23 protein-coding genes, 1 tRNA gene and 2 riboswitches are annotated in these 25,675 nt (G+C 57.5%); of the genes, 13 read left to right on the top strand and 11 right to left on the bottom strand.

The window, feature by feature from the left end; genetic code table 11:
• Positions 1–44: 44 nt before the first annotated feature.
• The gene (locus BUB60_RS11425; RefSeq protein ID WP_159435394.1) at positions 45–1,043 is read right to left on the bottom strand and encodes a uroporphyrinogen decarboxylase family protein; all 999 of its coding nucleotides are present in this window, start codon (positions 1,041–1,043) and stop codon (positions 45–47) included.
• A gap of 163 nt (positions 1,044–1,206) precedes the next feature.
• Between BUB60_RS11425 and BUB60_RS11420 the strand changes: the two genes are divergently transcribed.
• From BUB60_RS11420 to BUB60_RS11410, 3 genes are read left to right on the top strand one after another with little or no spacing between them, the layout of a single operon-like run.
• Positions 1,207–1,590 carry a GntR family transcriptional regulator gene (locus tag BUB60_RS11420; protein WP_073079020.1) on the top strand — a complete coding sequence of 128 codons (384 nt, stop codon included), beginning with the start codon at positions 1,207–1,209 and terminating at the stop codon, positions 1,588–1,590.
• The gene (locus BUB60_RS11415; RefSeq protein WP_073079018.1) at positions 1,583–2,482 is read left to right on the top strand and encodes an ABC transporter ATP-binding protein; all 900 of its coding nucleotides are present in this window, start codon (positions 1,583–1,585) and stop codon (positions 2,480–2,482) included. The genes BUB60_RS11420 and BUB60_RS11415 overlap by 8 nt, the downstream gene beginning before the upstream one ends.
• A complete protein-coding gene (locus BUB60_RS11410; protein WP_073079015.1) occupies positions 2,457–4,373 on the top strand; it encodes a hypothetical protein in 1,917 nt (638 codons plus the stop codon). Before BUB60_RS11415 ends, BUB60_RS11410 begins: the two co-directional genes overlap by 26 nt.
• A gap of 68 nt (positions 4,374–4,441) precedes the next feature.
• On the opposite strand, the gene BUB60_RS11405 is transcribed toward BUB60_RS11410, so the two are convergent.
• From BUB60_RS11405 to BUB60_RS11380, 6 genes are all read right to left on the bottom strand, one after another.
• Positions 4,442–4,783 carry a P-II family nitrogen regulator gene (locus BUB60_RS11405; RefSeq protein WP_073079013.1) on the bottom strand — a complete coding sequence of 114 codons (342 nt, stop codon included), beginning with the start codon at positions 4,781–4,783 and terminating at the stop codon, positions 4,442–4,444.
• A gap of 18 nt (positions 4,784–4,801) precedes the next feature.
• The gene (locus BUB60_RS11400) at positions 4,802–5,119 is read right to left on the bottom strand and encodes a P-II family nitrogen regulator (protein ID WP_200796628.1); all 318 of its coding nucleotides are present in this window, start codon (positions 5,117–5,119) and stop codon (positions 4,802–4,804) included.
• Entirely contained in the window at positions 5,109–6,662 is a 1,554-nt protein-coding gene (locus BUB60_RS11395) for a DUF1538 domain-containing protein (RefSeq protein ID WP_242941191.1), read from the bottom strand. Before BUB60_RS11395 ends, BUB60_RS11400 begins: the two co-directional genes overlap by 11 nt.
• A gap of 237 nt (positions 6,663–6,899) precedes the next feature.
• Positions 6,900–6,973, bottom strand: a tRNA-Pro gene (locus tag BUB60_RS11390).
• Positions 6,974–7,051: 78 nt separating this feature from the next.
• Entirely contained in the window at positions 7,052–7,867 is an 816-nt protein-coding gene (locus BUB60_RS11385; RefSeq protein WP_073079012.1) for a DUF169 domain-containing protein, read from the bottom strand.
• A gap of 5 nt (positions 7,868–7,872) precedes the next feature.
• On the bottom strand, positions 7,873–8,370 hold the full coding sequence (locus tag BUB60_RS11380) for a C-GCAxxG-C-C family protein (protein ID WP_073079011.1): 498 nt from the start codon (positions 8,368–8,370) through the stop codon (positions 7,873–7,875).
• 151 nt (positions 8,371–8,521) lie between these two features.
• Here BUB60_RS11380 and mtnA point away from each other — a divergent pair, with 151 nt between their 5' ends.
• From mtnA to BUB60_RS11350, 6 genes are all read left to right on the top strand, one after another.
• On the top strand, positions 8,522–9,604 hold the full coding sequence (gene mtnA, locus BUB60_RS11375; protein ID WP_073079010.1) for an S-methyl-5-thioribose-1-phosphate isomerase: 1,083 nt from the start codon (positions 8,522–8,524) through the stop codon (positions 9,602–9,604).
• 206 nt (positions 9,605–9,810) lie between these two features.
• Complete coding sequence (locus BUB60_RS11370) at positions 9,811–10,494, top strand: class II aldolase/adducin family protein (protein WP_073079009.1); 684 nt, start codon at positions 9,811–9,813, stop codon at positions 10,492–10,494.
• A 247-nt stretch (positions 10,495–10,741) separates the two neighbouring features.
• Positions 10,742–11,590 (top strand): fumarylacetoacetate hydrolase family protein, encoded by an 849-nt coding sequence (locus BUB60_RS11365; protein ID WP_073079008.1) that lies wholly within the window; start codon positions 10,742–10,744, stop codon positions 11,588–11,590.
• A gap of 196 nt (positions 11,591–11,786) precedes the next feature.
• Complete coding sequence (locus BUB60_RS11360; protein ID WP_073079007.1) at positions 11,787–12,692, top strand: LysR family transcriptional regulator; 906 nt, start codon at positions 11,787–11,789, stop codon at positions 12,690–12,692.
• A gap of 215 nt (positions 12,693–12,907) precedes the next feature.
• A complete protein-coding gene (hpfG, locus tag BUB60_RS11355) occupies positions 12,908–15,514 on the top strand; it encodes a (2S)-3-sulfopropanediol dehydratase (protein ID WP_084726426.1) in 2,607 nt (868 codons plus the stop codon).
• Between the two features lie 391 nt (positions 15,515–15,905).
• A complete protein-coding gene (locus BUB60_RS11350; protein WP_073079005.1) occupies positions 15,906–16,895 on the top strand; it encodes a glycyl-radical enzyme activating protein in 990 nt (329 codons plus the stop codon).
• 46 nt (positions 16,896–16,941) lie between these two features.
• Here BUB60_RS11350 and BUB60_RS11345 read toward each other — a convergent pair whose 3' ends face one another.
• Positions 16,942–17,610: a trimeric intracellular cation channel family protein gene (locus tag BUB60_RS11345; RefSeq protein ID WP_073079002.1), complete on the bottom strand. Its 669-nt coding sequence runs from the start codon at positions 17,608–17,610 to the stop codon at positions 16,942–16,944.
• Between the two features lie 53 nt (positions 17,611–17,663).
• A riboswitch (glycine riboswitch) is annotated at positions 17,664–17,748 on the bottom strand.
• Positions 17,749–17,751: 3 nt separating this feature from the next.
• Positions 17,752–17,832, bottom strand: a riboswitch (glycine riboswitch).
• Positions 17,833–18,173: 341 nt separating this feature from the next.
• Here BUB60_RS11345 and BUB60_RS11340 point away from each other — a divergent pair.
• Positions 18,174–18,875, top strand: a complete 702-nt coding sequence (locus BUB60_RS11340; protein WP_242941190.1) for a P-loop NTPase family protein — start codon at positions 18,174–18,176, stop codon at positions 18,873–18,875.
• A gap of 75 nt (positions 18,876–18,950) precedes the next feature.
• Here the strand turns inward: BUB60_RS11340 and BUB60_RS11335 are convergent, their stop codons facing one another.
• Positions 18,951–21,044, bottom strand: coding sequence for a glutamine synthetase III family protein (locus tag BUB60_RS11335; RefSeq protein ID WP_073079000.1), 2,094 nt, complete (start codon positions 21,042–21,044; stop codon positions 18,951–18,953).
• Between the two features lie 344 nt (positions 21,045–21,388).
• On the opposite strand from BUB60_RS11335, the gene BUB60_RS11330 reads away from it, so the two are divergent.
• From BUB60_RS11330 to BUB60_RS11320, 3 genes are all read left to right on the top strand, one after another.
• Entirely contained in the window at positions 21,389–22,201 is an 813-nt protein-coding gene (locus BUB60_RS11330) for an enoyl-CoA hydratase/isomerase family protein (RefSeq protein WP_073078998.1), read from the top strand.
• 321 nt (positions 22,202–22,522) lie between these two features.
• Positions 22,523–22,711 carry a hypothetical protein gene (locus BUB60_RS11325; protein ID WP_073078996.1) on the top strand — a complete coding sequence of 63 codons (189 nt, stop codon included), beginning with the start codon at positions 22,523–22,525 and terminating at the stop codon, positions 22,709–22,711.
• A gap of 197 nt (positions 22,712–22,908) precedes the next feature.
• A complete protein-coding gene (locus tag BUB60_RS11320) occupies positions 22,909–24,270 on the top strand; it encodes an APC family permease (RefSeq protein ID WP_073079142.1) in 1,362 nt (453 codons plus the stop codon).
• Positions 24,271–24,359: 89 nt separating this feature from the next.
• Here the strand turns inward: BUB60_RS11320 and nrdD are convergent, their stop codons facing one another.
• On the bottom strand, positions 24,360–24,629 hold the full coding sequence (gene nrdD, locus BUB60_RS11315) for an anaerobic ribonucleoside-triphosphate reductase (RefSeq protein WP_073078994.1): 270 nt from the start codon (positions 24,627–24,629) through the stop codon (positions 24,360–24,362).
• 146 nt (positions 24,630–24,775) lie between these two features.
• Positions 24,776–25,672 carry a phosphate ABC transporter permease PstA gene (pstA, locus tag BUB60_RS11310; protein WP_073078991.1) on the bottom strand — a complete coding sequence of 299 codons (897 nt, stop codon included), beginning with the start codon at positions 25,670–25,672 and terminating at the stop codon, positions 24,776–24,778.
• Between the last annotated feature and the right edge of the window lie 3 nt (positions 25,673–25,675).

The following is a 25,675-nucleotide window of genomic DNA, read 5'->3' as shown; positions in this document are numbered from 1 at the left end:
TCGCTATGTGCGGCAAGGGAGGCGTTTATATGGGCAGTTGTTATTTACTGGTGCTTTTTCAGCCACTCGGCGCCGTAGCGGTTGCACTCGTCGATCACGACGGGCGTCACCCACGCGTTGAGGCATTCCAGGCTGCCGATGCAGGGGAGGAACGCGCCGCCGGGGGCATAGGCGTCGATCGCCCGGCGGACCTCGGCGCGGACGATGTCCTCGGTCACGTCGGCCTGGTCGATAAGGCCCTGTTCCAGGCCGCCCATCAGCAGCAGCTTGCCCCCGGTATTCTTCTGGATGAGCGGGATATCGTTCGAGGGGAGAACGCCCTGCCACATGTCGATGCCCAGATCGACCATGTCCTTTTCAATGCCGGTGCAGTAGCAGTCGGCGTGATGCTGGATCAGAACGCCGCGCTTTTTCATGTAGCCGTACAGTCTCTCATAATGCGGCATGAGGAGCTCCCGGAACTTCTGCGGGGAAAAGAACAGGCTCGTTTTGGAGCCCCAGTCGTCGTGGGAGTGGATGATGTCGGGGTGGAGGTTGTCGATGAGCTGCTCGGCAACCTTGAGCTTCCAGTCGGTGTAGGCACCGAAAAGCTCGTACATCGCTTCCGGCTCCTCGTACATATAGATGAGCACGTCCTCAAACGTCATCAGGCAGTGCGCGCGCTCAAACAGGCCGCGGAAGGTGGGCACCATGACCATCGTCGTATTCCGGTCGATGGCGTCGATCGTCTTTTTCGCGTCGGACCAGTCAAGCTCCGGAATTTCCGGGAAATGGACGTAGTCGCGCCATTTCGTGACGTCCTTGATGACCTTGTTCTGCTCGTTCACCATCGGGATGATGCCGGGGTCGCCGGGCAGGAAACGGTGGTTGACGCCCCAATTGTCCAGAACATTATCTCCGGAGATACTGAGGATGTCCCAGACGGAAATGGGGTCGAGCACGACGTGAAACTGACTCTGCGGGAAAGCGTTGAACGCATAGCCCATCCACTTGGGGGGCTGGTCGTTGCGCAGCGCGGACATAAATTGTTCCTTTGGATTCATGAGCGAAACCTCCCTTAACATTCTTGTCACAGCGTATCACTGTTTTTTCCTGCTTGTCAAGCAAGGATTTGCGCTGCGCTATTGACAAACGGGAGAGAAGTGAGTATATTAACTGTGTTAATACATATAGTACAATTAGTACGGGAGGAGGTTTTCCGATTGCATGATAAGCCTTAATTACAGGGATTCACGCCCAATCTATGAGCAGATAAAGGATGGGCTGAGGAAGCTGGTTGTCTCCGGCGCGATATTGCCGGGCGAAAAGCTGCCTTCGGTCAGGGAGCTGGCATCCGACCTTGCCATCAACCCGAACACCATCCAGAGGGCATACCGTGAGCTCGAAAATGAACAGTATATCTATACGGTCGCGGGCCGGGGTTCCTTCGCCGCGCCCGGGTGGGATGTGAATACCGCCCGGGGCGAGGCGCTGCTCCGGCAGTTTGACGAGGTTGCCGCCGAGCTGTTGTATACCGGCCAGACGCGGGACGCGCTCAAGGGGCGCATCGATAAAATCGGCCACAGGGAGGAGAAAGAGAAGGATGATTGAAACAAAAGGCCTCGTCAAAAGCTTTGACGGCTTCAAGGCCCTTGACGGCATAGAGCTGGCGGTCGGGAAGGGGTCGATCTACGGCCTTGTCGGGCCGAACGGCGCGGGAAAATCCACGCTTATACGTCATCTTGCCGGGATTTACAGGCAGGACGCCGGCGAGGTGCTCGTCGCCGGGCGGCCCGTCTATGAAAATACGGACGTCAAGTCGCGTATCGCGTACATCCCCGACGACATCTATCATTTCATGCAGGCAAGCACGCGCGACATGATGCGGTTCTACCGCCGGATATACCCCCGCTTTGACATGGCGCGTTACAGCGCGCTCAAGGACATTTTCGTGAGTGTGGACGAAAGGCAGAGCATCCGCCGGCTGTCGAAGGGGATGCAAAAGCAGTCGGCCTTCTGGATCGCCGTGTGCACGAATCCTGACGTGATCCTGCTGGACGAGCCGGTCGACGGCCTCGACCCGATCATGCGCCGCCAGATTTGGAGCATCATTATGGCGGATGTGGCCGAGCGCGGGACGACGGTGCTTGTCTCCTCCCACAATCTGAGGGAGCTGGAGGACGTTTGCGACCATATGGGCGTGATGAATAAAGGACAGCTTATGCTCCAGCGCTCCGTGTCCGAATTGCAGGATAACCTCACAAAGGTCCAGCTTGTCTTTGAAAACGCCGCGCCGGACTTCTCCGCCTGGCCGGAGGCGCTCCACCACGCGCAGTCGGGAAGGATACATACGCTCATCCTGCGGTGCTCCCAGGAGGAGGCGAAAGGCCGCCTCAAGCTGCTGTCGCCCATTTTGCTGGATACCGTGCCGTTAACGCTTGAGGAGATTTTCATCTACGAACTGGGAGGTGCCGACTATGCCGTCAAAGACATCATTCTTTAATAAAGCGGTATTCTTAAAGAATATCGTCCGTTTCTGGCCCGTTTGGGGGCTGTACCTTCTGATCTGGCTGGTTATCATGCCCCTTTCCCTGTGGAACACAATGGCATACGAGGTTTTGTCTTCCCATGGGGGCGTCCTGTCCGACGACAATATTACCCGGCAGATTTACTCCAGCGCTTTGAATATCGGCGCGGTTATGTCCGCCGTTTTCGGGATTTTCGCGGCGATGGCGGTGTTCTCATACCTGTACTCGGGCAGGAGCGCGTCCATGTTCCACGCGCTGCCGGTCAGGCGCGAGGGGCTGTATATAACGAATTATGTGTCGGGCCTCCTCTTCCTCGTCGTCCCGAACGTCGTTGTTTTCCTCGTGTCGCTCATTGTCGAGGCCGCCTGCGGCTACACCGGCCTGAGTCAGCTTTTGTCGTGGTTTGCCATCGTCTCACTGCTCAGCGTGTTCTTTCACTCGTTCGGCGTATTCTGCGCGATGGTGACGGGGCATCTGCTGGCGCTGCCGGTGCTGTACGGCATCGCGAATTTCATTGTCATCGGCGTTGAAAGTCTCGTTAAACTGGTGCTCGCCGTATTCGTCTTCGGCATGAGCTTTAACAACAGGCTGTCGCTGGAAGTTTTCTCGCCGATTTATAATATCTTGACCATGCGGGCCACGGCGAACAACGAAATCCTCTGCTGGGGCGTCCTCATCGGCTACGGCGCGGCAGGGCTTGTGTTCGCTGTTCTGGGGCTGCTGCTGTACAGAAGGCGCCACTTGGAGACGGCGGGCGACGTTATCGCGATCAGGCCGCTCAAGCCGGTTTTCAAATACGGCGCGGCGCTGTGCTTTGCGCTGCTGTTCGGATTCCTCATTTTTGGCCTTGCCGTGCAGGGCCGGCAGGGCAGCGGCAGCGTGTGGAAGCTGCTGGTCTTCATGCTGCTCATGGGCACCGTCGGCTATTTTGCCGCGGAAATGCTTTTGAGAAAATCCTTCCGCGTCTTTAAGCGCTCCTGGCGCGGCTGGCTTGTCTTCAGCGCCGTTTTGGCCGTGCTGACCATATCGGTCAGGCTGGACGCTTTCGGGGTTATCCGCTATGTGCCCGATGCGTCCGAGGTTGAAAAAGCCTATTCGGCGAGCCATATCACCTTTGACGCCAACGGCGAGATGTATAAATACGGCAATAATTACATCACCTTCGACGACGCGGACGAGATCGGCGAGCTTGTTTCCCTCCACGGTAATATTCTGAAAAACAGGGCGCAGATCGAAAATTACACGGGGCGGCAGACCGGCTCGGTGGCGATCTATTATGAAATGAAGGACGGGCGCACGATATACAGGTCATACACCATACCCGCCACAAAAGAGCTCATGAGCGATCCCGCCTCACCCGCGTCGGAGTATCAGTCGATCTTAAACGCGCCGGACAATATTATAAACAGGAACTTCCCCGCCGACCTGACGGAAAAGGATTTTGAAAACGGCGAGATATATCCCGGTTACGCCGGAGACTATGGATGGAGTGGTTCCGCCGAAGCGTCAAGCGTCCCGGTTTCCAGCGAGACCTTGTCCCAGAGGGAATCGTATAAGCTGTATCAGGCGATCCTGACGGATATCAAGGCGTCCGCAATCGGAAAGACGTATCTGCTGTCCGACGAGGAAAGTGAGGAATCGGTTTATACCTACTCGGTCAGCCTGCGTTTTACCGGCAATTTCCCCCGGTGGAGAAGCATAGACCAGATGTTCGACAATCGCGGCAGGACGTATTTCGCAGACTTTAATCTTGAAAAATCCTCCGTTAACACAATCAAGGCGCTCAAGGAAATGGGTCTTCTGGACGAGTCCCGGCTGCTCACGCAGCGGGAGGCCAACCGTATCGCGGAAAACGCGAAATATTAATCCCCTGAAAAAGAACAGCCACAAACGCGTTCTGCCGCGTTTGTGGCTGTTTTTTAAGCACTCCGAACTTATTCCTGTTTTTCCGCCGGCGGTACGAACTTGTTGACCGCAATCATTTTGTCGACGGGCATGATAAAGCAAATGCCGTTGGCGGGAGATTTCACGCCGGCCTTTTCTTTTACGATCGTTATAATCCTGTCGGCAGTATCCTCGTCGACCAGGCTTAGAATCATTTCTTTTTCCGCATCTATGGTAATGCCAAAAATCGCTTTATGCACGGCGCCGGTACCGCGGGCGTTTATAATTGTCGCGCCTGTCGCTCCCGCTTTGCGCGCCATTTCCACGATCTCGTCGGCAAAGCCGGCATTGACGATGATATACAGCGCTTTGATATTATTGACTTTTTCCATTTTAAGGTCCTCCAAAAATTAATAGGACAGCCTTTCGACGGGAGTAGTAAAAGCTATGCCGGTGTTCGGCTTGTCAAAGTTAAATTTCCTGACCAGCATATCGAGAATGGCATCGGATTTTTCTTCCGGCAGCAGGCAGGTTATTACGACTTTGTTCTCTTCCGGTACAAGGCCGAACATGTCCCTGAGGTAGCTTGATTTAACGGAGCCTTTGCCATACACGAGATTTATGAGCCGCCCGCCCGCTTCCGTCAGCGCATCTAAAAGCGCGTTTTTAGATTTTCGCCCGGCTATAATTGTTAAAAGCTCTATGCAGCATGGGACATCATTCGTCACTTTCGTTCGCCTCCGTGAAAAAGCACTGGTCGCCGTCGCCGGTTTTATTGTTTTCAGTGCCGTTTGCTCTGGCCTCGCCCGCGCGTGCGGCAGCGGAGGCCAGTTCCTCGATCTCCGCAATTTCGGCCTCTGCCATGAGTTTTTGCGCTTTTCTGAGCCGCATGTCGTAAATCATGCCTAAAGCCTGCACGGCAATCAGAGGCGTGACCGAAATGAAGGCTATGATTCCAAACCCGTTTGTTAAAACCGACTGCGCGCCCGGACCGGCCGCGACAGCCACGGCCTGCGCCGCGCCAAGCGTCAGCGGAGTCAAAAACGCCGATGTCAGCGCGCCGCCTGTGACGCCCCCCGAGTCGAATGCCAGTGCCACAAAGAGCTTGGAGGTAAATTTCATCATGATGAGCGCCACGGCGTAAAGCGGAATCAAAAACCAGAGAATGTTTATTTGCGTCAGAATTTTCACCATGGAAAATAGCGCCGCAAAACCGATGCCTATCGCAAGCGTTATGCGTATCGTGATTTTTTTTATGTGGCCGTTGGTGATCTCTTCGAGCTGCTCGCCCAATACCGTAACGGCCGGCTCCGACAGCGTTATCGCGGCGCCGAGCACAAACCCAACTAAAAGCAGCAGCCACTTAAAGAAGCCTGGGCGGGCGGGGTCCAGAAATACCTCGCCGATATATTTTCCGGCGAACGCAAAGCCGAAATCGATTCCAGACAGGAAGATGAGCAGGCCGACGTATACGGATAGTGACCCGAGCAGTATCCTGATAAATTCCTTTTTGGGAAGCTTGATCAGAAAAAATTGAAACGGCAGGAACACAATAACCACCGGGAAAAGCGCAAGCGCAACGCCCCCGAGATTTGGAACGATAATTTCGCCCAGGCTTTCAGCCGCTCCCGGAGCGTATACGCCGGCGGGGGGTACTGTTCCGCCGTTCATCGCCTTTAGGATTATGCCGTAAATGAACAGGGCAAGTATAGGGCCGACCGACGCCAGACCTATGATTCCGAAAGTGTCCTCGTTTGTCTTGTGTCTCGACATCGTGCCCGAAATGCCCATGCCCAGCGCCAGTATAAAAGGCACCGAAACATCGCCCGTGGTGGCGCCGCTGCCGTCAAAGGCCAGCGCGATAAATTGCTCGGGAACGAAAATGACTGTCAGGAATATCACGGCGTAGAGTAAGGCGAAAACAATTTTGATGTTCAGGTCCTTCATAATCCTGAACAGCGAGAACCCGACCAGCACGCCGATCCCCGTACCCATTACCCATATGAATACCGTTTCGTTGACGCCTTCCATGATCATGTGGGTCTGCCTGGCCAAAACAGACAAAGCCGGCTCGGCGACCGTCGCCAGAAGCCCGAACACAAAGCCGAAGAAGATGATGAAAACAGCCTTTTTGAGCTTTATAAGCGAGCTCCCCACCAGTTTCCCGATAGGCAGAATACTCACGCTGAGGCCATCCAGGAACAGTGACTGGCCAACGACGACACCGACATAGCCAACGATCAGCTTTACGTAATCGGACGCACTGTTCATGGGCGCAACAAGACCGCAGACAATTATGATAATTGCCGCGAGCGGGAGCGATGATAGAAACACCTCTTTTAACGTATTAATAAACTTCATGATTTTATTATACGGTAAATCTTAAGGCAGGGCAACCACTTTTTTCCCATTTCACAAAAATGGCTGCGGATATCTCCCTCTCTGAAAGGAAAAAAGCAAAAGAAACGACACATCCGCAGCTGAGGCAAAAGCGCCGTTTCTTTCTAATCCGGGTGGCGGGATTCGAACCCACGGCCCCCTGCTCCCAAAGCAGGTGCGCTACCAAACTGCGCTACACCCGGGTAAAGCCTTGTCATTATACAATACTCTATTCGTTGTTTCAAGCAGAAATTCGGGCGGCCGGCGGCCGCCCGGAAAACCTACTTATCCCAGTCCTCGCCCTGGTCGAGCCCCCAGAGCGCGAAGAGCTCGTTATAAAAGGGCGGGCGCTTGAAGTCCAGCGCCATGTCCCGCGCGTGGTGCGCATAGCCCATACCCCGGTCGTGGAAGAAGCGGAGGCCGCGTACAAGCTCGCCGAGCCTCGGTCCGGGAACGGAGAAAATAATCTCCCACTCCTCAGCCATGGCGCGCTCGTATTCCCCGACGTCCGGCAGCGTCACGCGGTAATCGCCGGTCAGCATCGGCGGTACCAGCGCCCAGACACAGGAGTCGATGGCGTCCAGCTGCGTTTCCAAAAGGCGCCCCGTCTCGCGCTTGACGGCCCACACCATGCTCCGGAGCTGGGCGTTCCCCGCGTAGATCATGACGAGATCGGGCTCAAAGGCGCAGCCGCAGAGCGGCGCCGTCAGGATGCCCTGATATTTTCCATAGGGCAGCCTTGGAAATTTGGCGAAAAACGCCCGAGCTTCCTCAAGGCTCGCCATGCCGAGATAGCGGCAGACGAGCTCGAACGCCTCGGAACCCTCAGGGCAGTCCACAAGCCCCAGCCCGATGAGCGGGTTCCAGCACCAGTGCGAATGTTTATCGAGATAGACCGTCTTCCTATCGCGCCGCGTCAGCGCGAAGGCCTGGCAGAGCGCCATGTGCTGCTTCAGGTCGCGGCGCGGGCGGAGGGCGTGGCCCGGCACAAGCGCCTCGTCCTCGATCATTTTGACGGCGACGGGCTCGTATCGGAGCAGGAGCATCTCATTCAGCGCGCGGCTGTATGTACCGTTCGTTTCGGCGGTATTCATCATGAGCCTCAATCCTCGCCGGCCAGGAGCATCTCGGCGGCGAGCCGCGCGGCCACGCCGACCACCTCGGCGCATTTGACGTTGTGGCCCGGCATGGACAGGAACTCCTCGTGCTCCTTGGGGTCGCAGAGCCTGTAGCTGCGGCCGAAGACTTTTTTGTGGAGCTCGGGGCAGAGGATGGTGCCCATCTCCTGGGTGAAGCGCTCGCGGTATTCGGAAAACTTGGCGGCACCGGCCTGCTTGACGGCCGGGTTGGCGCGCTCATCCGCCAGCGGCGCGTTGTACTTGAGGCCCACGGCCAGCAGACCGCAGCAGTATGCCCCGCAGGAGCCGGAGGCGCCGCCCGTGCCTCCGGCCAGGGACAGAGAGGCCGTGATCATCTCCTCCGGCATATCGTCGAGGATTTCGCTGAGTCCCACGAGGACGCTGCGCGCGCAGATATCGTCCCGGATCTGGGCCGCCTTCGCCGTTTCAACGGCATGGTCAATTCTGGATTGTTTGTCCATATTTTATCTGCCTCCCCATTTTTTCCATGTTATTCTTATTATAATGGTCAACGTGTCCTAATACAATATGGACTCGAAGTTTACCGCTATGCTATAATGAACCCGCAGTATTCAATACTTGCCAAGATAAATATAAATTGGAGCGTCAGCTATGAGCCTTGAAAATGTCACGCACATCGATAACGTCAGACTCAGCGACGGAGGCGACGCCGTCGTCATCATCGACCAGAGCCTTTTGCCGAACGAGACGAAATACCTGACGCTTTCCGGCAGGGAAGAGCTCTTTGAGGCCATCCATACGCTTCGGGTGCGCGGCGCGCCGGCGATTGGAGTTTTCGCCGCCTACGCCGCCTGTGTGCTCGCAGGGCAGACGCGTGAGACATCGTACGAGGCGTTTTACAGGCGATTTTCAGCGGATAAGGCATATCTCGATTCCTCCCGCCCGACGGCGGTGAACCTCCGGAAAGCGCTGGACTATATGGACGATATCGTCCGGGCAAACGCCGGCCGGCCGGTTCCCAAGATTCTGGAGGCTATGAAAAGCGGGGCGTTGAAGCTTCATCAGGAAAACATGGAGATGAGCCAGGCCATCTCCGAAAACGGCATGGAGCTTATAAAGGACGGCGACGGCATCCTCACGCACTGCAACGCGGGTCCGCTTGGGACGTTCCATTACGGCACGGGGCTTGGGACGCTGTTCCTGGCCAGGGAGCGGGGCATGACACTGCACGCGTACTGCGACGAGACGCGGCCGCTGCTGCAGGGGGCGCGGCTGACGACATACGAGCTCCAGTCCGCCGGCATCGACTGCACGCTCATCTGCGACAATATGGCGAGCATCGTCATGAAAGAGGGGAAGATCAATGCCGTTTTCGTCGGCTGCGACAGGGTCGCGGCCAACGGCGACACGGCCAACAAGATCGGGACCTCCGGCGTGGCGATCCTGGCCAGGCATTATGGTATTCCATTTTACGTTTTCTGCCCGTCCTCCACGATCGATTTTTCCTGCGAAACGGGCGACGATATCAAAATCGAGCTTCGGGACCCGTCAGAGATTAAAGAAAAATTTTTTATCAAACCGATGGCGCTGCCCGAGGTCAAATGCTATAATCCGGCCTTCGACGTGACGGATCACGCGCTGATTACCGCCATCGTCACCGAAAAGGGCATCTGCCGGGAGTCGTATACCGAGAGCCTTGCGATGTTCAAACAGCCCGCCCACCCGCCCAGATAAAGGTATAGGGGCTTCGCCCCTATGACCCCGTTTAAATTGCAGGGCTGTGCCCCGGACCCCGACGCGGGGCTGCGCCCCAGGCCCAGGTGAGGCTGTTCCCCCAAAGGCTTCCCTTTCAAGGGAAGCCTTAAAGCGGCTTTCCAAGGCTCCCCTTCCAAGGGACTGTCGGCGCAGCTGACTGAGGATTTATAAAAGAGGCGATTATTATGCGGACAACATACCCCACTGACGCGGAGGCAAAGCGCGATATATTGGAGGCCGGGCGGCGGATGTATCAGAAGAACTTTGTGGCCGCCAACGACGGGAACCTCAGCGCCAAAGTGTCCGACAGCTGCGTCTGGGCGACGCCCACCGGCATTTCCAAGGGGTTTATGACGGAGGAAATACTCGTAAAGCTCGACCTGGACGGCCGTGTCGTCGAGGGGACGCACAAGCCGTCCTCGGAGATCAAAATGCACCTGAGAATTTACAAAGAGGTCCCAGAGGTCCGCGCCGTGGCGCATGCCCATCCGCCGGTGGCCGCTGCCTTTGCCGCGGCGGGGCTGCCGCTGGACAAGGCGCTTTTGCAGGAGGCCGTCGTGCTGCTGGGCGTCATCCCTGTGGCAGGTTACGCGCTGCCCGGCTCGGAAGCGCTGGCGGAGAGCGTCGTCCCGTATCTGCGCGATTATAACGGACTGCTCTTGGAGCATCACGGCGCGGTGACCTGGGGCGAGAGTGTGATGCAGGCGCTTTACAGGCTGGAAAGTATCGAATACAACGCCACCGTCGCCATGTACACGAAAATGATGGGCATCGAACGGCCCCTGACGAACAGCCAGATCGACGGGCTCATCGCCCTGCGCCCCTCCTGGGGCGTCACCGGCGGCGGACGGCCGATCGGCAGAGATTAATCCCACCCACCCGCCCAATAGAGGCATAGGGCTGCGCCCTATGACCCCTTTTATGGGGCTTCGCCCCATGCCCTCGCGCTGTTATTCCCGCGCAGGCGGGAATCCAGGTCTGCTCCCTACCGCATAATGAGGCCGGACGCCGTGGGGCACGCCCTCGCGCTTCGTTTATCGTGGCCTATCCCTCGTCGTAGGGGGCGATGCCCACATCGCCCCGTTGGCCTTTATTCTTACAGCACGGAGGTACATCATGAAACTGCTCACCTTTATCAAAGACGGCAAAACCCGCGTCGGCGCGCTGACAGACAGGGGGGTCGCCGACCTGACGGCGCTGGGCCTGCCGGACAACATGAACGATATCATTGCCGGCGGCGACGCGATGAAAAAACGCATCGGCGGCGCGCTCATGGACGGCAAGCTGGCGGTCCTTGATTTTTCCGCGTTGGAGTTTGCCAACATCACGGTGCCGCAGAAGATCGTCTGCGTGGGGCTCAACTACAAAAGCCACGCGGAGGAGACGGGCGGAACGGCGCCAAAGGATATCGTCTTTTTCTCCAAATTCAACGACGCGCTGACGCCGGCGGGGAAGAGCGTGACGCTGCCGCCTTGGCAGCGCTGCTACGATTACGAGGCGGAGCTCGTCGTTGTTATTGGCAAAGAGGCCTGGAACGTGCCGAGGGAATCGGCACTCGATTATGTTTTCGGCTACACCTGCGGCAACGACCTGAGCGCGCGGGACAGCCAGTTTCTGTCCGGCCAGTGGCTGGCGGGGAAGGCGTTCCCCGGCTTCGGGCCTGCCGGGCCGGTGATCGTCACTGCCGACAGCTTTGACCCGGACGCGGACAACGGCGTTTACTGTGCGGTGAACGGCGTCCAGGTCCAGTCCGGCGTCACGTCGGACATGATCTTCAGCTGCGCCGAGATCGTCAGCACGGCGTCGCGCTTTTTCAGGCTTGGCCCCGGCGACCTCATTTTTACAGGGACGCCGGCGGGCGTCATCCTGGGCAAAGAGAAGGGCAGCCGCGTCTGGCTGAAGCCCGGCGACACGGTCACGGTGTCCATCGACGGGATCGGGACGCTGGTAACGCCTCTGGTATAGTCCGTCGTAAGCCTCCCTCGGACGAGGGAGGTGGCACGGCGGAACGCCGTGACGGAAGGAGAGATACACCGGGCTACAGGTGTGCGATCTCCCTCCCTCAGTCGCCCGCGGGCGGCTGCTCCCTCGTCTGAGGGAGCCGAAGAGGTGCGCCGGATAAGTATGGAACGAAATGTAGATCGCAAAGGAGGGGCCCACGTTGGAAATCCGTCAACTGAAATATTTCGCGGAGATTTATAAATACCGGAATTTTTCACGGGCCGCGGAGGCCTGCTTCATCTCGTCTCAGGGGATCAGCATGGCGATACTCCGGCTGGAGGAGGAGCTCTCCTGCAAGCTCTTTGTCCGGACGGCAAAGGGGCTGACGCCGACGGCGCAGGGCGAGTACCTTTATCCGCGCGCCCAACAGATTCTGACGCTTCTGGAGGAGTGCGAGACCTACTTTAAAAAGGGCGCCGGCAAGGAGGGCTTCCTGACGGTGATGCTGTCCATCGGGACGATCGAGGAATTTGCCGGCGTGCCTATCGCGCAGTTTCGGGAAAAGCACCCGAACGTCCACCTGGACGTCCAGGAGACGTTCGACGTCGTCTGCGACACGTCCGTGGAGAATGGCATCGTGGAAATGGCGCTGACGGTCGGGCCGGTCGACGTGAAGAAATTCGACTTTGAGCTTCTGTTTACTTCCCGCCATGCGCTCATCGTCCATAAGGACCACCCGCTGGCAAACAGGGAATCCATTTCCATCGCGGACCTGCAGGACGTCCCCATGGCGGTGATGCGCGACTCGACGAAGACGTACCAGATATACAGGGACGCCTGCCGGCGCGCCGGCTTTGAGCCGTCGGTGAGTATCTTTGCCGACAATATTTTGCTGGTGTATTATCTGGCGGAGATGAACCAGTCGGCCGGCATCTCGACGCTGGCGCTGGCAAACCGCCTCTCGCGGCCGAATCTGCGGGCGATCCCCTTCGATGACCCGGCCTTCGATTGGAGCATTTACCTGATCAAGCAGAAAAACGCGAAGCTGTCGCCGGAGGCCAAAACGTTTGAAGGCCTGCTTCTGCAGCATCGGAAGGACATGACGGTGGTCAAGTACGAGCGGTGACGCCGCCCGCTTCAACTGCCGCTTACACGGGCTGACAAAGCGTGATGACACATAGGGCGTTCGTTGTGCTAAACTTATACTAAGGATAACACTGCACCTGAGATTTACAGACGGGCGAACACAGTTCGCCCCTACGAACGCATATCCCCGTAGAGGCGAACTGTGTTCGCCTGCATCATGCAGCCAGTATCGATTCATTCCAAAGGAGGAGTATCATGAGTACCACAACAAGCGCCGTCACGCTGACAAGCGAGGAGAACGTCCGCCTCAATCGCGACACCTATAAAAACGCCTGCCTTGTGGACGCGCACCCGCAGGCCGTCGAGCCGTTTGACAAGGAGTGGGGCGTCGGGATTTCCGGCAACACGCCGGAGCCGTCCCCCTTTGAGCGCATCAACAATATCCTAGCCATTACCCAGAAGACGACGAACGGCTTTGTCTCGCCCGACAGGGCGGAGCTCGTCACCGAAGCGTACAAAGCCCACCCCGGCGAGCCCCAGATTTTAAAAAGCGCCTACGGCATCGCCAACGTCCTGGACAAGACGCCCATTTACATCTTTCCGCATGAGCTCATCGTCGGCTGCCTCGGCTGCGACAAGAAGGGCGGGCCGGTGCATCCGGAGTTCGGCCTCAACTGGGTCGTGGACGAAATGCGGGACGGACTGATGGGTTACAGCGAGCAGCGCACGCACGACTATTTCACCTATACCAAGGACACGCAGGACCGCCTGGAGGCGCTCCGCGGCTTCTGGGACGGCAAGACCGTCGAGGATATGACGAACGCCCTGCTGGACGACGACGTGCTCAAGGGCTCCCACGCGGGCAAGGGCGTCTTCTTCGCCGACGCCTACATTTTCTGCGGGGCGGGACATTTAGGCCTGGATTACGAGCGGCTCTTCCGCCTGGGCTTTAAGGGTATCCGGGAGCTGATTGTAAAGCAAATGGACGCGCTCTCTGTGGCAAATCCCGAGGATCTCAAAAAGCGCACCTTCTATAAGGCCACGCTCATCACGACGGAGGCCGCCATCCGCCACATCCGGCGGTATGCTGCTCTTGCCGGCGAGATGGCCGAAGGGGAAACGGACGTGGGGCGGCAAGCGGAGCTCCGGAAGACAGCAGAAATCTGCGCCTGGATTGCCGAAAACCCGCCGCGCACCTTCTGGGAGGCCATCCAGCTGGTCAATCTCGCCAACACGCTCATCCATATCGAGTGCAACGGCCACTCCGTTTCCTACGGCCGCTTCGACCAGTATATGTACCCGTACTATCTGCACGACCTGGAAACGGGCGAGGCTACCCGGGAGTTCATGCAGGAGCTTATCGAAAACTTCTACATAAAAATCTGGGACCTCAACAAGCTCCGCAACCATATTCTTATCAAAACCTTCGGCAACGGCGGCATCGGCGGCCCGTCCCTCACCGTCGGCGGCATCAAAAAGGACGGCAGCGACGGCACCAACGACCTGACCTTCATGGCGCTGGACGCTCATGCCCATGTCCGCGTGCCGAACCCATGGCTGGCCGTCCGCATGCATGCCAACACCCCCTGGGAGCTGAAGGTCAAAACGGCCAATCTTATCCGCATGGGTACCGGCGAGCCGAAGATTTTCAACGACGACGTGGCCATCCCCAGCATGCTGACCTCCAACGTGGCGCTCATGGACGCCCGGGACTATCAGGTCGTCGGCTGCGTGGAGCCGGACGTTTCCGGCAAGTCCTACGGCTGGAAGGACTGCGGCCACATGAACATCGCCCGCGTCCTGGAGCTGGCCATCAACGACGGCCGCTGCTACAACTGCTCGCCAAGCTGTCCCCGGTACTCGAAATGCGCCGGCGCCGGCAGCCAGCTGGGCCTCAAAACCGGCAGTCTCGCCGATTTTACCTCCTTCGATCAGGTGCTGGACGCCTACGACAAGCAGATGGCGTACTGGTGCGAACGGCAGGTCGCGCTGTTAAACGCCGTCGACTTGTCCCATCAGGAGCTCCGTCCGCTGCCGTTTTTGTCGATCCTTATGGACGGCTGCATCGAAAACGGCAAGGATGTCACCGCCGGCGGCACAAAGTATAACTTTACCGGCCCGCAGGGCGTGGGCATCGGCACGGCGGGTGACGGCCTCGCCACCATCAAGCAGCTCGTTTTTGACGAAAAGCGCGTCACCGGCAGAGAGCTGCTGGACGCCGTCAAAGCTAACTGGGAGGGCCATGAGGACCTCTATGCCTACGTCAACAGCGACCGCGTCCACCATTACGGCAACGACGACGACTACGCCGACCAGCTGGCGAAATTCGCCATGGACACCTGGTGCAAGCACATCGAGCGGAAGCCAAACGCCCACGGCGGCTTCTTCCAGCCGGGCGCGTACTCGGTGACCGTCAACGTCGCCCACGGGCAGAACCAGTGGGCCTCCGTGGAAGGGCGAAAAGCCTTCGAGCCGGTTTCCGACTGCATGGGTGCCGTCCACACGAAATGCTGCTCCCACGATATCAAAGGACCTATCGCCATCTGCAAATCGGTCACCAAGCTGGACCACGCCCGCGCCACCAACGGCACGCTCCTCAATTGGAAGTTCTCGCCCTCCACGCTTGTCGGCGAGACGGGCCGCGACAATTTCATCGCCCTGATGGATGAGTACATCCACAGAAAGGGCATGCACAGCCAGTTCACTGTGGCCAATCAGGAGACGCTCATCGCCGCCCAGAAGGACCCGGACAACTACCGCGACCTTCTCGTCCGCGTGGCGGGATACAGCGCCTACTTCGTAGAGCTGGGCAAAGCCCTCCAGGACGACATTATCGGAAGAACGGAATTATCATTTGATTAAAGTATTGCTCTTCCGCCTGCGAGCGGGGAACGGGGAAGCTCCGCAGGGTCACTTTTCTGCTCGTGCAGAAAAGTAACCAAAAGACACGCATAAGGGGGAGGCTCTTAACAGAGCCGCCTCCCCCTTATGAATCCCTCTCCCCGAAATACAATGTCGGTGCTTCTAACGAATTGTCCTTCCGAGCTTGTCATTGGCCTAAACCTAAAAGGGCAAAGCCTCCTTTACCGGCCTTCGGCGGCCTGCCGCGGCGCAAAATTCCCCTCCGGTTGAGAGGGATGCGCAGCGCCGGGATGGTTCCGCGGCATAGCCGCAAATCTTTCGATTTTACGTAGGGGCGATTATCAATCGCCCGTCACGCCCCGCTGAGGATTTCCGTTGGGAGGAACACGCCGTGCTTTACACAAACGCCGCCGGCGCGCCCTGCGCGCTTGTGAGCAATATCCAAAAATATACGATCCACGACGGGCCGGGCATCCGCACGGAGATATTTTTTACGGGCTGCACGATGCACTGCCTCTGGTGCTCCAATCCCGAGACGATCGCGCCGGGGCCGCAGATCGGGTGCTATCCCGCCAAGTGCCTGTCGCTGGACAAGTGCACGTGGTGCGTCAAGGCCTGCCCCGAGGGCGGCCGGCCGCTTGAGTTTGAAAACGGCGTTTTGAAGGCCGCCCACATGACGGCGGCCTGCACGGGCTGCTTCAAGTGTGTCGACGCCTGCCCGTCCCGGGCGCTCAAGCGCTGGGGAGAGCTCATGACTATTGACGACATGCTGAAGGCGGTCGTTGAGGACCGGAGCTTTTACCAGAAGACGGGCGGCGGCGTGACGCTGAACGGCGGCGAGGTCCTGGTCCAGTGGGAGGTCGCCGCGGCGCTGCTGGAAGCGTGCAAAAAGGCGGGCATCAACACCTGCGTCGAGACGGCGCTCAACTGTCCGCGGGAGCATATGGAGGCCGTCTATCAGTTTACGGACCTCGTCATCATCGACATCAAGCACATGGATTCGGAAAAACACCGGTCGTTTTCCGGCGCCGGAAACGCGTTGATTCTGGAGAATATCAAGCGGACCGCCGAATTGGGGAAAAAGCTTGTCATCCGTACGCCGGTCGTCCCCGGCTACAACGGTGACGAGGCGAATATCCGCGCCACCGGCGCTTTCATCCGCGACGCTCTGGGAAATAAAATCGTCCAGTACCAGCTGCTGCCGTACCGAAAAATGGGCACAGAGAAATATGACGCGCTTGGTATTCCATACCCCATGGGAGACTATCAGCCCCCCGAGCGCTGCGAATGGGAGCAAGAGCTTCTGCGCCTGGCGGACATCCTCGTCACAGAATACGGCGTCCCCGCCGTCGCCGGGTCCGGCAGTAAGCTGGAAATTTAAAAAATCAACGCACCCCGCCTCGGCGGGGTGCGTTGGTTTGTGGCTTCTATTTTTCGGCCGGAGCTTTCGCCTTGCTTTCGGCATCGTCGAAATTCGCCCGGGGCAGGTTCCATTTGAAGTGCGCGGAGAGTACGCGGATGACGACGATGATGATTGTCCCGGCCAGGATGGCATAGATGCTGCTGGTAATATGCCAGAGCACGACGCAGACGACGGCGCCGATGATGGAGGCGACCGCATAGATGTGCTTGACGAGTATGTACGGTGTATCGCCCGCCAGGACATCCCGGATGATGCCGCCGCCGACGCCGGTGACGACGCCGACGAAGATGAGGAGAAACCCGCTGAAGCTGTGCGACACATGAAATGCCACACGGATACCGACGACGGTGAAAATGCCGAGGCCCAGGGCGTCCATGACCACGAGGACCTTCTCGTACAGCGGCAGGTTGCGTGTCAGCCAGCGGTGGACCGGCGGGAGGAAGAGAATGATCGCCGTGGCGATGGCGATGAGGGCGTACATGGGGTCCTGAAAGGTCTGCGGGGGCGTGATACCCAGGATGAGGTCCCGGAGGACGCCGCCGCCGACGGCTGTCGTGAGCCCCAGGATGACCACGCCGAAGATATCCATCTTTTTCTTCAGCCCCGTCATTGCCCCAGAAGCGGCAAAGGCGACAGTACCGATGATCTCCAGGACCAGGATTAAAACATTCATCTGAACCACCCCAAATAAATAGAGCACACCCGTACGATATCGTACACGATGTGCTCTGTCCCGGTACCTGAAAGATGCTCCCAGCGACACAAACGCCGCGCGGGATTACTTCTTCGGTGCATCAAATGCTTTCCAGAGGTTCGTCCGGATTCAGTCCTTTTACCTGAGAGTTTCTGCCCCTTCGGTGCTTTCGTCCTTGAAAGTCTCTTCCGAATCCATCATCCGATTATTGCCAGTATTCTATGCTTTTCCTTCCACGATGTCAATCGTTTTTATGGAATTTGATTTAACGGGGGTAACGGAAAAAATAGATAAAATTTGGAAAATATTATAAATTATTAACTTGAAATTGAAATTTTTGTAAGTTGATGATATGATGGTGTCCCGGTTGTCAGAACCGGATTATCATATTAAAATTATGCGGAGTGAGGTGGCAGAAGATAGATACGAAGCTTATTATCGTGGAGGGGCCGCCATGCTCTGGGAAGAGCGAAACAGCGCGCTATGCAGCGGAGATGGCGGAAAGACGCGGGCATCGCGTGTCTTTTTTTGACGAAAACGATATGAACCATCCGGCTGACTACGCGTTTCACGCATTTATGACGGAAAACCAGGTCAAAGCACTGACGCTGGAGGAGCGGCGACAGCTGTATGCGGAAAGCGTGAAGGTCCTTGACGGCTATGTTATCCCGCTGACGAAGATCAGCATCAGCCTCTTTGGTAAGGTTGTTCCCTATAAAATTTACGATAGGCTCGACTGGGCGGTCGAAAAACCGGTGATGCTGGAGCATTGGCGGAGTTTCGCCGAAAAGGCGCGGATGGGCCGCAGAATATATGTATTCAATTCGTGCTTTCTCCAAAGTCCGCTGAGCGAGACTATGATGCGGCTTGATTTCGGGATATCCCAGACAAAGGCGTACATAGAGGAGATATACCGCATCATCGCCGCGCTCAGTCCGGTCGTCATCTATTTGCGGTGCAGCAACGTCAGAGCGCGCGTCGAAGAGGTGTCAGAGCAGCGGACGGCCGTGTGGCTGGACAGCGCGGTCGCCTACCACACCACCCAGGGATACGGGCGCCGTAACAGCTTGACAGGCTTCGACGGATACATCGCCTGCCTTGAGGAGCGGCAGAAAAGGGAACTGGAGATTCTGGACAAGCTGCCGGTCAAAAAGCTGACCGTCACGGACCCGTTTAACGATTGGGACAGGGCGCACGAGGCGATCGGGGCTTTTTTCGCCGGAAAGGCGCTGCAAAAAGCGTAGGTATGACGGCGGTAAAAAATCGGCAGCGGAAAAACTCCGCTGCCGGTATTTATTTGGGGAGTATGTTACAGTGACTTACAGGACGCTGAAGAGCATATCGCCGTAGGTCGGGAAGGGCCACGCCTTTTTGGCGGTGATGAGCTCGAGAGCGTCGGCGGCGGCGCGGACAGTGTCCATGGCCGGGATGACGCCGTTTTTATAGCTCATGGATTTTTCGGTGATGTCGCCGAGGGTTTCCGCCTTTTGGAGCGCGCTCTCCAGAGCGGTCGTGCTTTTCCAGAGTGCTGTCGTGAGCGCGCTGAGCTTGGCAACGCAGTCGGATTCGTAGGTGATGTCGGCTTTGTCCAGAATGGCCTTCTTGGCGTAGGCGCTCTCCGCCAGCTCCTTGGCGTAGGAGGCGACGGCGGGGAGGATGCTCGTTTTTGCCATTTCGGCCATTGTCAGCGCCTCGATGTTGAGAATCTTGCAATAGTTCTCCAGGCTGATGTCGTAACGGGAGTGAATCTCCGTGTGGGAGTAAACGCCGTGCGTCTCGAAGAGCTTGACGTTCTTTTCCTTGAGAAGGTAGGGCAGGGCGTCGGGCGTTGTCTTGAGGTTTAAGAGGCCGCGCTTTTCAGCCTCGGCGACCCATGCGTCGTCGTAGCCGTTGCCGTTGAAGATGATGCGCTTGTGCGCGGAGAGCGTGTCCTTGACAAGCTGCTGCAGCGCGGTTTTGAAATCGGAGGCTTTTTCAAGGGTGTCGGCAAACTCTCTGAGGATCTCGGCCACGGCGGTATTGAGCACTGTGTTGGCCTCGGCGATGGACATGGAGGAGCCGACCATGCGGAACTCGAACTTGTTGCCGGTGAAAGCGAAGGGCGAGGTGCGGTTGCGGTCCGTCGTATCCTTGGGGAACTGCGGCAGGACGTCCACGCCGATCTGCATCATCGTCTTGGATTTCGCGTCATACGCCGAGCCGCTCACGAGCGCGTCGACGATGGCGCTCAGCTCGTCGCCCAGGAAGACGGAGACGATGGCCGGCGGGGCTTCGTTGGCGCCGAGGCGGTGGTCGTTGGCCGCGGTGGCCACGGAGATGCGCAGCAGGTCCTGATACTCGTCAACGGCTTTGATGACGGCGGCGAGGAAAAGGAGGAACTGGGCGTTTTCAAACGGGGTCTTGCCGGGGTCCAGGAGGTTAGAGCCGGTGTTGGTGGCAATGGACCAGTTATTGTGCTTGCCGCTGCCGTTGATGCCCTCAAAGGGTTTCTCGTGGATCAGGCAGATCATGTCGTATTTTTTCGCGATGCGCTGCATGAGCTCCATCGTGAGGTGGTTGTGGTCGACGGCGATATTCGTGGTGGTGAAGATGGGCGCCAGCTCGTGCTGGGCGGGAGCGACCTCGTTATGCTCTGTCTTGGCCAGAACGCCGAGCTTCCACAGCTCTTCGTTGAGTTCGTTCATGAACGCGGCCACGCGCGTCTTGATGGAGGCGAAATACTGGTCCTCAAGCTCCTGGCCCTTGGGCGGCTTGTTGCCGAACAGTGTGCGGCCGGTATAGACGAGGTCCTTTCTCTGCTCGTACATGGCCTTGTCGATCAGGAAATATTCCTGCTCGGGGCCGACCGTCGTCCTGACGGAGGTGGCGGAGGCGTTGCCGAAGAGGCGGAGAATGCGGACCGCCTGCTTGCTGATAGCTTCCATGGAGCGCAGAAGCGGCGTCTTGGCATCCAGCGCCTCGCCGGTGTATGAACAGAAGGCGGTAGGTATGTACAGCGTCTTGCTCTTGACAAAGGCCGCCGAGGTGGGATCCCAGACGGTGTAGCCCCTGGCCTCAAAGGTCGCGCGGATGCCGCCGGACGGGAAGGACGACGCGTCGGGCTCGCCTCTGACGAGCTCACCGCCCGAAAACTCCATCAGAATTCTGCCGTCGTTCGTCGGCGTGATAAAGCTGTCGTGCTTCTCGGCGGTGATGCCGGTCATCGGCTGAAACCAGTGGGTGAAGTGCGTTGCGCCCTTTTCGATCGCCCAGTCCTTCATGGCATTGGCAACGACGTTGGCAACGGAGATGTCGAGATTCGCGCCCTCATTGATTGTTTTCTGCAGTGCTTTATAAGTTTCCTTGGGTAGTCTCTGCTTCATGATGTGGTCGCTGAACACATTGCTTCCAAACAATTCGTTTACAATAGCCATATAAATCTCCCCAACTTTATAATATAGATAAACAAAAAAACGGCAACACGTCACCCTATACGGTGGCGCCGTTGCCGCTGTATTTATTAAATTATAATCCTGCAATTTTGATTTGTCAATTATTCAATAATTGTTTTTATTCATAGAAAATGTTGAGAGATGCGTCTGGAATTTGCCCGATTCAATAATGACCTTTCGCACACGTAAGTTTTGACAATCGGTATAAAACACTCTATAATCGGGACAGACATCCGCCGGAGCGCGTGCAGACCCGTGTTGCACCCCATCGTGCACGGTATTTCATTTCACCGCCTGTGGCGCGTAAATGAAGGAAAAAATTCAAAATGAAAGAAGCTGCTTATATGCCGGAACCCGCCGTTAACGTCAAACGCCTGCCCGATCAGCCGGGCGCTCTGTATATCGAATTTGAAAATCCACCCATGAATCAGTTCACGACGGACATGTGGCGGCGGCTCGTCTCTGTCCTGCGGGACGCCCGCCAGGACGACGGTGTGCGCGCTGTTATTTTGTCCGGCGCCGGCGACCGTGCTTTTTCGGCGGGGCTTGCCATGGAGATGCTCGACACGCTCCAAAGCGACGAGGACGCGGCGCTCATCTATACGCTGGGCTTTGAGGTGCGCGAGGCGCTCTATGCGCTCGGCAAGCCCGTCATTGCCGCGGTCAGGGGCAACTGCGTCGGCGGGGGGCTGGAGATCGCCCTGTGCTGCGACCTCATCTATGCCGCCGAGGGGTCGAAGTTCATGCTCCCGGAGCTGAACATCGGCCTTGTGCCGGGCTGCGGCGGCGCCATCCATCTGGCCCAGAAGATTCCCTTTAACCGTGCCTTTGAAATGATCCTGTTCAGTGAAAAGATCACGGCGGAGGAGGCGAAAAGCCTTGGCCTCGTCAATCAGGTTTTCCCGAAGGAATCGTTTGACGCCGAGCTCAGGGCCGTCGTGGACAAAATTTTAAGCAAGCCGCCCGTTGCCGTCCGCGCCCTCAAGGAGCTGATGGCCCACGCCAACCTCTCTGTCAACGAAATGGCGGCGCTCCAGGCGGAGCGGCGACTCTCCGTCGACCTTATGAAAACCCACGATTTTAAGGAGGCCGTCTCCGCTTTCCGCGAAAAGCGGACGCCTGTTTTTACCGGGAAATAGAATAGCTCACCCGCCCTTATAAGGTATGAGGGGCTCCGCCCCCTATGACCCTGCGCTGGGGCTTCGCCCAAACCCATTTCGGGCTTCGCCCGGACCTTAGAGGGTGGATTTGAATCTTCGGCTCCAGGGCTTTCGCTCCGCGCTATTTTATACTGACCTACGTACGCCGCGCTCTCATCCTTCACGTCCCTGCATCCCGCGTCCCCCATGACGTCCTCGCGCCCCCCGTATTGTCATTCCCGCGAAGGCGGGAATCCACGTTCCCAACGCTCCCGCGTCCATTTATTCTGAATGGTCAACAGGAATTTGAGGTGAAGCGATATGGATAAATACACCAGGGAAGAATTGACGGAGGCTCTTCGGGCGGTCTCTTCAATCATCCATAAATGTGAAAAAGCGCAGGAAAAATTTCCGGAGGGGACTTCCCATCACACGCTTCTCAGGAACAGACTGAAGGCCATGTACATTTCAAAATCGCTGATTGAGGAGGCGCTTAGCAGCGCGGCATAGATTTCGGCAGCCCCGGTGAGGGACAGCCGTTCCGGCCGGCGCCATAATTCATCTATTTGCGCAAATTATATACAAAAACATCCCCTGAATTTCATCGATTCAGGGGATAGTATTCATTAGATGGATTTGCTATACTCTGCGAGGACTTTTACGCATAAAAGTCCCGAAGCTTGATTTTTGAAGAGGGGTAGTTATTGTTGGGGAATGAACTGAAAAAGAAATACGGCCTGCTGACGGCCATTGCCATGGTCGTCGGCATCGTCATCGGGAGCGGCGTGTTTTTCAAGGCCGAGGCCGTCCTGAAGGCAACGGGGGGCAATATGCCGCTGGGCATCGCCTCCTGGGCCATCGTCGGCGTCATCATGCTCATCTGCGCGTTTACATTCTCGATTCTGGCATCAAAATATGAAAAGGTCAACGGTCTTGTGGACTATGCCGAGATGACGGTTGGCGGTGGGTACGCCTACTACGTCGGCTGGTTCATGGCGGTGCTCTACAACCCGACGATAACCTCTGTCCTGGCCTGGGTTTCCGCGCGTTATTTCTCTGTGCTGCTGGGCTGGGATATCACAGGCGGCAGTACCATGACGATCGCCGCGTTCTTCCTCGTCGCCAGCTACGGGCTGAACACACTGGCACCGATCCTGGCCGGCAAATTCCAGGTCTCAACGACGGTGATAAAGCTCGTCCCGCTCCTCCTGATGGCCGTGATCGGCACGATTGTGGGCCTCATCAACGGGATGACGGTTCAAAACTTCACCCACGTGGTCAATTCTGACATAACGGCGGGCGGCGGGCTCTTTGCTTCTGTCGTGGCCGTGGCCTTTGCGTATGAGGGCTGGATCATCGCCACGTCGATCAACGCCGAAATCAAGGACGCCAAGCGCAACCTGCCTCTGGCGCTGATCATCGGGTCGCTCATCGTCGTCTTCGTTTACATCTTTTATTACATCGGCCTGGCCGGCGCCGTTCCCACGGACAACCTCATGGAGAGCGGTCAGGCGGGGGCGAAGCTGGCGTTCCAGAACGTCTTCGGCACGGTGGCCGGCTCGCTGCTGTTCGTCTTCGTCATCATTTCCTGCCTGGGCACCCTCAACGGCCTGATGATGGGCAATTCCCGCGGCATGTACGCGCTGGCCGCCCGTGGGCGCGGGCCGCGGCCAGACATTTTCAGCCAGATTGACAAGACGACGAATATGCCCGCCAACTCCTCGATTATCGGTCTCGTGCTGGCCGGCTTCTGGCTCCTCTATTTCTACGGCGCCAATCTTACCGACCCCTGGTTCGGCCCCTTCTGCTTCGATACCTCGGAGCTGCCGATCATCACGCTGTACGCCGGCTATATCCCGATCTTTATCATGTTCATGCTGAAAGAGCGGGAGCTTGGGCCGTTCAAGCGCCTTGTCATGCCGGTGCTCTCCATCCTCGGCTGCTGCTTCATGGTCGCCGCCGCCATCATCGCCCACGGCATGTCGGTCTTCTACTATATGATCATCTTTGCCCTCGTCATCACGGTCGGCGCGTTCTTCTCCGAAAAGAAGGAATCGCCGAGGCTGTAGACCGCAGGGGCGACAACCCGCCGCTGGAAACGCACATAGTAACAAAACAGAGGCCTTTCGGCCTCTGTTTCCATTTATCTGATTTCTGATTACTGCTTGCAGGCATGCTTGACCCGGTCCGACTCCTCGGCCCGTTTGCCGTCGTTGAACCGTTCGAGCGTGCCGACGAGATAGCCCGTGATGCGGCGGATGCGCTCAAAGGGTACCGTTTTCCAGTGATACGTCATATCGACGAATTCGCCGTCCACGGCGATATCAACGCCGGAAATGATCTTATCGGGATACTTTTCGCGGGCGCGACTGACATACGCCTCCACTTCGGCAGGAGAAAGCTCACCGCCGACAACTCTGACATCCATTTGAAATTCCTCCCCTATATATAGTTGATTAATGGGTGTAATAACACTATATCATGTTTGAGGTCGGATGTCTATCCCGGTTTGGAATTTATTTCATGCAGATTCCGTATCGGACGATAATATTTTCCTTGTATGTTGGGAAACGGTCACTTCAGCGAACTCCGGCGCCTTAAGTACCGCGCCGTCAGGTTGAAGACAAATACCAGGATGATCAGCACGGCGGCCGCCATGTCGGCCAGCTCGTATTTGTCGGGCAGGATAGACGACGTCTTCAGATACCAGATGCGCACCGCCAGCGTATCCGCTGTCCTGAAAATGTTCAGCGGCGAGGTGTGGCTCAGCGGGTTCCAGTTGGTAAAGTCCACGTCGGAGGTGAGGCCGGAGGTGTAGATGAGCGCCGCTGCCTCGCCGAAGGAGCGGCCGGCGGCCAGGACGACACCGGTGGTGATGCGGTTCATTGAGGCGGGGAGGAGTATTTTCGTGATGGTCTGCCATTTCGTCGCGCCGATGCCATAGCTGCCCTCGCGGTACGTGTTCGGGATCTCGCGGACGGCGTCCTCCGTGACGCGGGTCAAAAGCGGGATGCTGATGATCGACAGCGTCAAAATGCCGGCGAACATGTTCCAGGTGGCCTTCTCCAAAAGGACAAATACGAGAAAGCCGAACAGGCCCAGCACGATGGAAGGGAGGGACGACAGCGTTTCGATGCTGGTGCGGATGATATTCGTCAGGCGGCCCGATTTGGCGTATTCCGCCATGTAGAGGCCCGCGCCCACCCCCAGCGGGACGGAGATGACGAGCGACAGAAACACCATATAGACGGTGTTGAAGAGCTCCACGCCGAGGCCGTCCTTTTGGAAGCTCAGGTATTTCGGTGTAAAGGAGATAACGCCGCGGCCGATCACATAAAGCGTGATCGCCGCCAGGAGCAACAGAAAGAGCCCGGCAACCGCGTAGAGAGCGATCGTGGCCGTCTTGTCCTGTGACCGGCGCCTTTTATTGTTTTTTTGGACGATGCTTTGGTCGAATTGGGCGGTGCGCATGGC

The sequence above is a fragment of the Sporobacter termitidis DSM 10068 genome (assembly GCF_900130065.1).
Classification (GTDB): Bacteria; Bacillota; Clostridia; order Oscillospirales; family Oscillospiraceae; genus Sporobacter; species Sporobacter termitidis.
This window is presented reverse-complemented; position numbering and strand designations above follow the sequence as displayed.

What these genes read in the sequence shown, in the direction of transcription:
- BUB60_RS11425 (WP_159435394.1), bottom strand. Translation starts at nt 1,043, where the DNA reads ATGAATCCAAAGGAACAATTTATGTCCGCGCTGCGCAACGACCAGCCC.
- BUB60_RS11420 (WP_073079020.1), top strand. Translation starts at nt 1,207, where the DNA reads ATGATAAGCCTTAATTACAGGGATTCACGCCCAATCTATGAGCAGATA.
- BUB60_RS11415 (WP_073079018.1), top strand. Translation starts at nt 1,583, where the DNA reads ATGATTGAAACAAAAGGCCTCGTCAAAAGCTTTGACGGCTTCAAGGCC.
- BUB60_RS11410 (WP_073079015.1), top strand. Translation starts at nt 2,457, where the DNA reads ATGCCGTCAAAGACATCATTCTTTAATAAAGCGGTATTCTTAAAGAAT.
- BUB60_RS11405 (WP_073079013.1), bottom strand. Translation starts at nt 4,783, where the DNA reads ATGGAAAAAGTCAATAATATCAAAGCGCTGTATATCATCGTCAATGCC.
- BUB60_RS11395 (WP_242941191.1), bottom strand. Translation starts at nt 6,662, where the DNA reads ATGAACAGTGCGTCCGATTACGTAAAGCTGATCGTTGGCTATGTCGGT.
- BUB60_RS11385 (WP_073079012.1), bottom strand. Translation starts at nt 7,867, where the DNA reads ATGATGAATACCGCCGAAACGAACGGTACATACAGCCGCGCGCTGAAT.
- BUB60_RS11380 (WP_073079011.1), bottom strand. Translation starts at nt 8,370, where the DNA reads ATGGACAAACAATCCAGAATTGACCATGCCGTTGAAACGGCGAAGGCG.
- mtnA (WP_073079010.1), top strand. Translation starts at nt 8,522, where the DNA reads ATGAGCCTTGAAAATGTCACGCACATCGATAACGTCAGACTCAGCGAC.
- BUB60_RS11370 (WP_073079009.1), top strand. Translation starts at nt 9,811, where the DNA reads ATGCGGACAACATACCCCACTGACGCGGAGGCAAAGCGCGATATATTG.
- BUB60_RS11365 (WP_073079008.1), top strand. Translation starts at nt 10,742, where the DNA reads ATGAAACTGCTCACCTTTATCAAAGACGGCAAAACCCGCGTCGGCGCG.
- hpfG (WP_084726426.1), top strand. Translation starts at nt 12,908, where the DNA reads ATGAGTACCACAACAAGCGCCGTCACGCTGACAAGCGAGGAGAACGTC.
- BUB60_RS11345 (WP_073079002.1), bottom strand. Translation starts at nt 17,610, where the DNA reads ATGAATGTTTTAATCCTGGTCCTGGAGATCATCGGTACTGTCGCCTTT.
- BUB60_RS11340 (WP_242941190.1), top strand. Translation starts at nt 18,174, where the DNA reads ATGAACCATCCGGCTGACTACGCGTTTCACGCATTTATGACGGAAAAC.
- BUB60_RS11335 (WP_073079000.1), bottom strand. Translation starts at nt 21,044, where the DNA reads ATGGCTATTGTAAACGAATTGTTTGGAAGCAATGTGTTCAGCGACCAC.
- BUB60_RS11330 (WP_073078998.1), top strand. Translation starts at nt 21,389, where the DNA reads ATGAAAGAAGCTGCTTATATGCCGGAACCCGCCGTTAACGTCAAACGC.
- BUB60_RS11325 (WP_073078996.1), top strand. Translation starts at nt 22,523, where the DNA reads ATGGATAAATACACCAGGGAAGAATTGACGGAGGCTCTTCGGGCGGTC.
- nrdD (WP_073078994.1), bottom strand. Translation starts at nt 24,629, where the DNA reads ATGGATGTCAGAGTTGTCGGCGGTGAGCTTTCTCCTGCCGAAGTGGAG.
- pstA (WP_073078991.1), bottom strand. Translation starts at nt 25,672, where the DNA reads ATGCGCACCGCCCAATTCGACCAAAGCATCGTCCAAAAAAACAATAAA.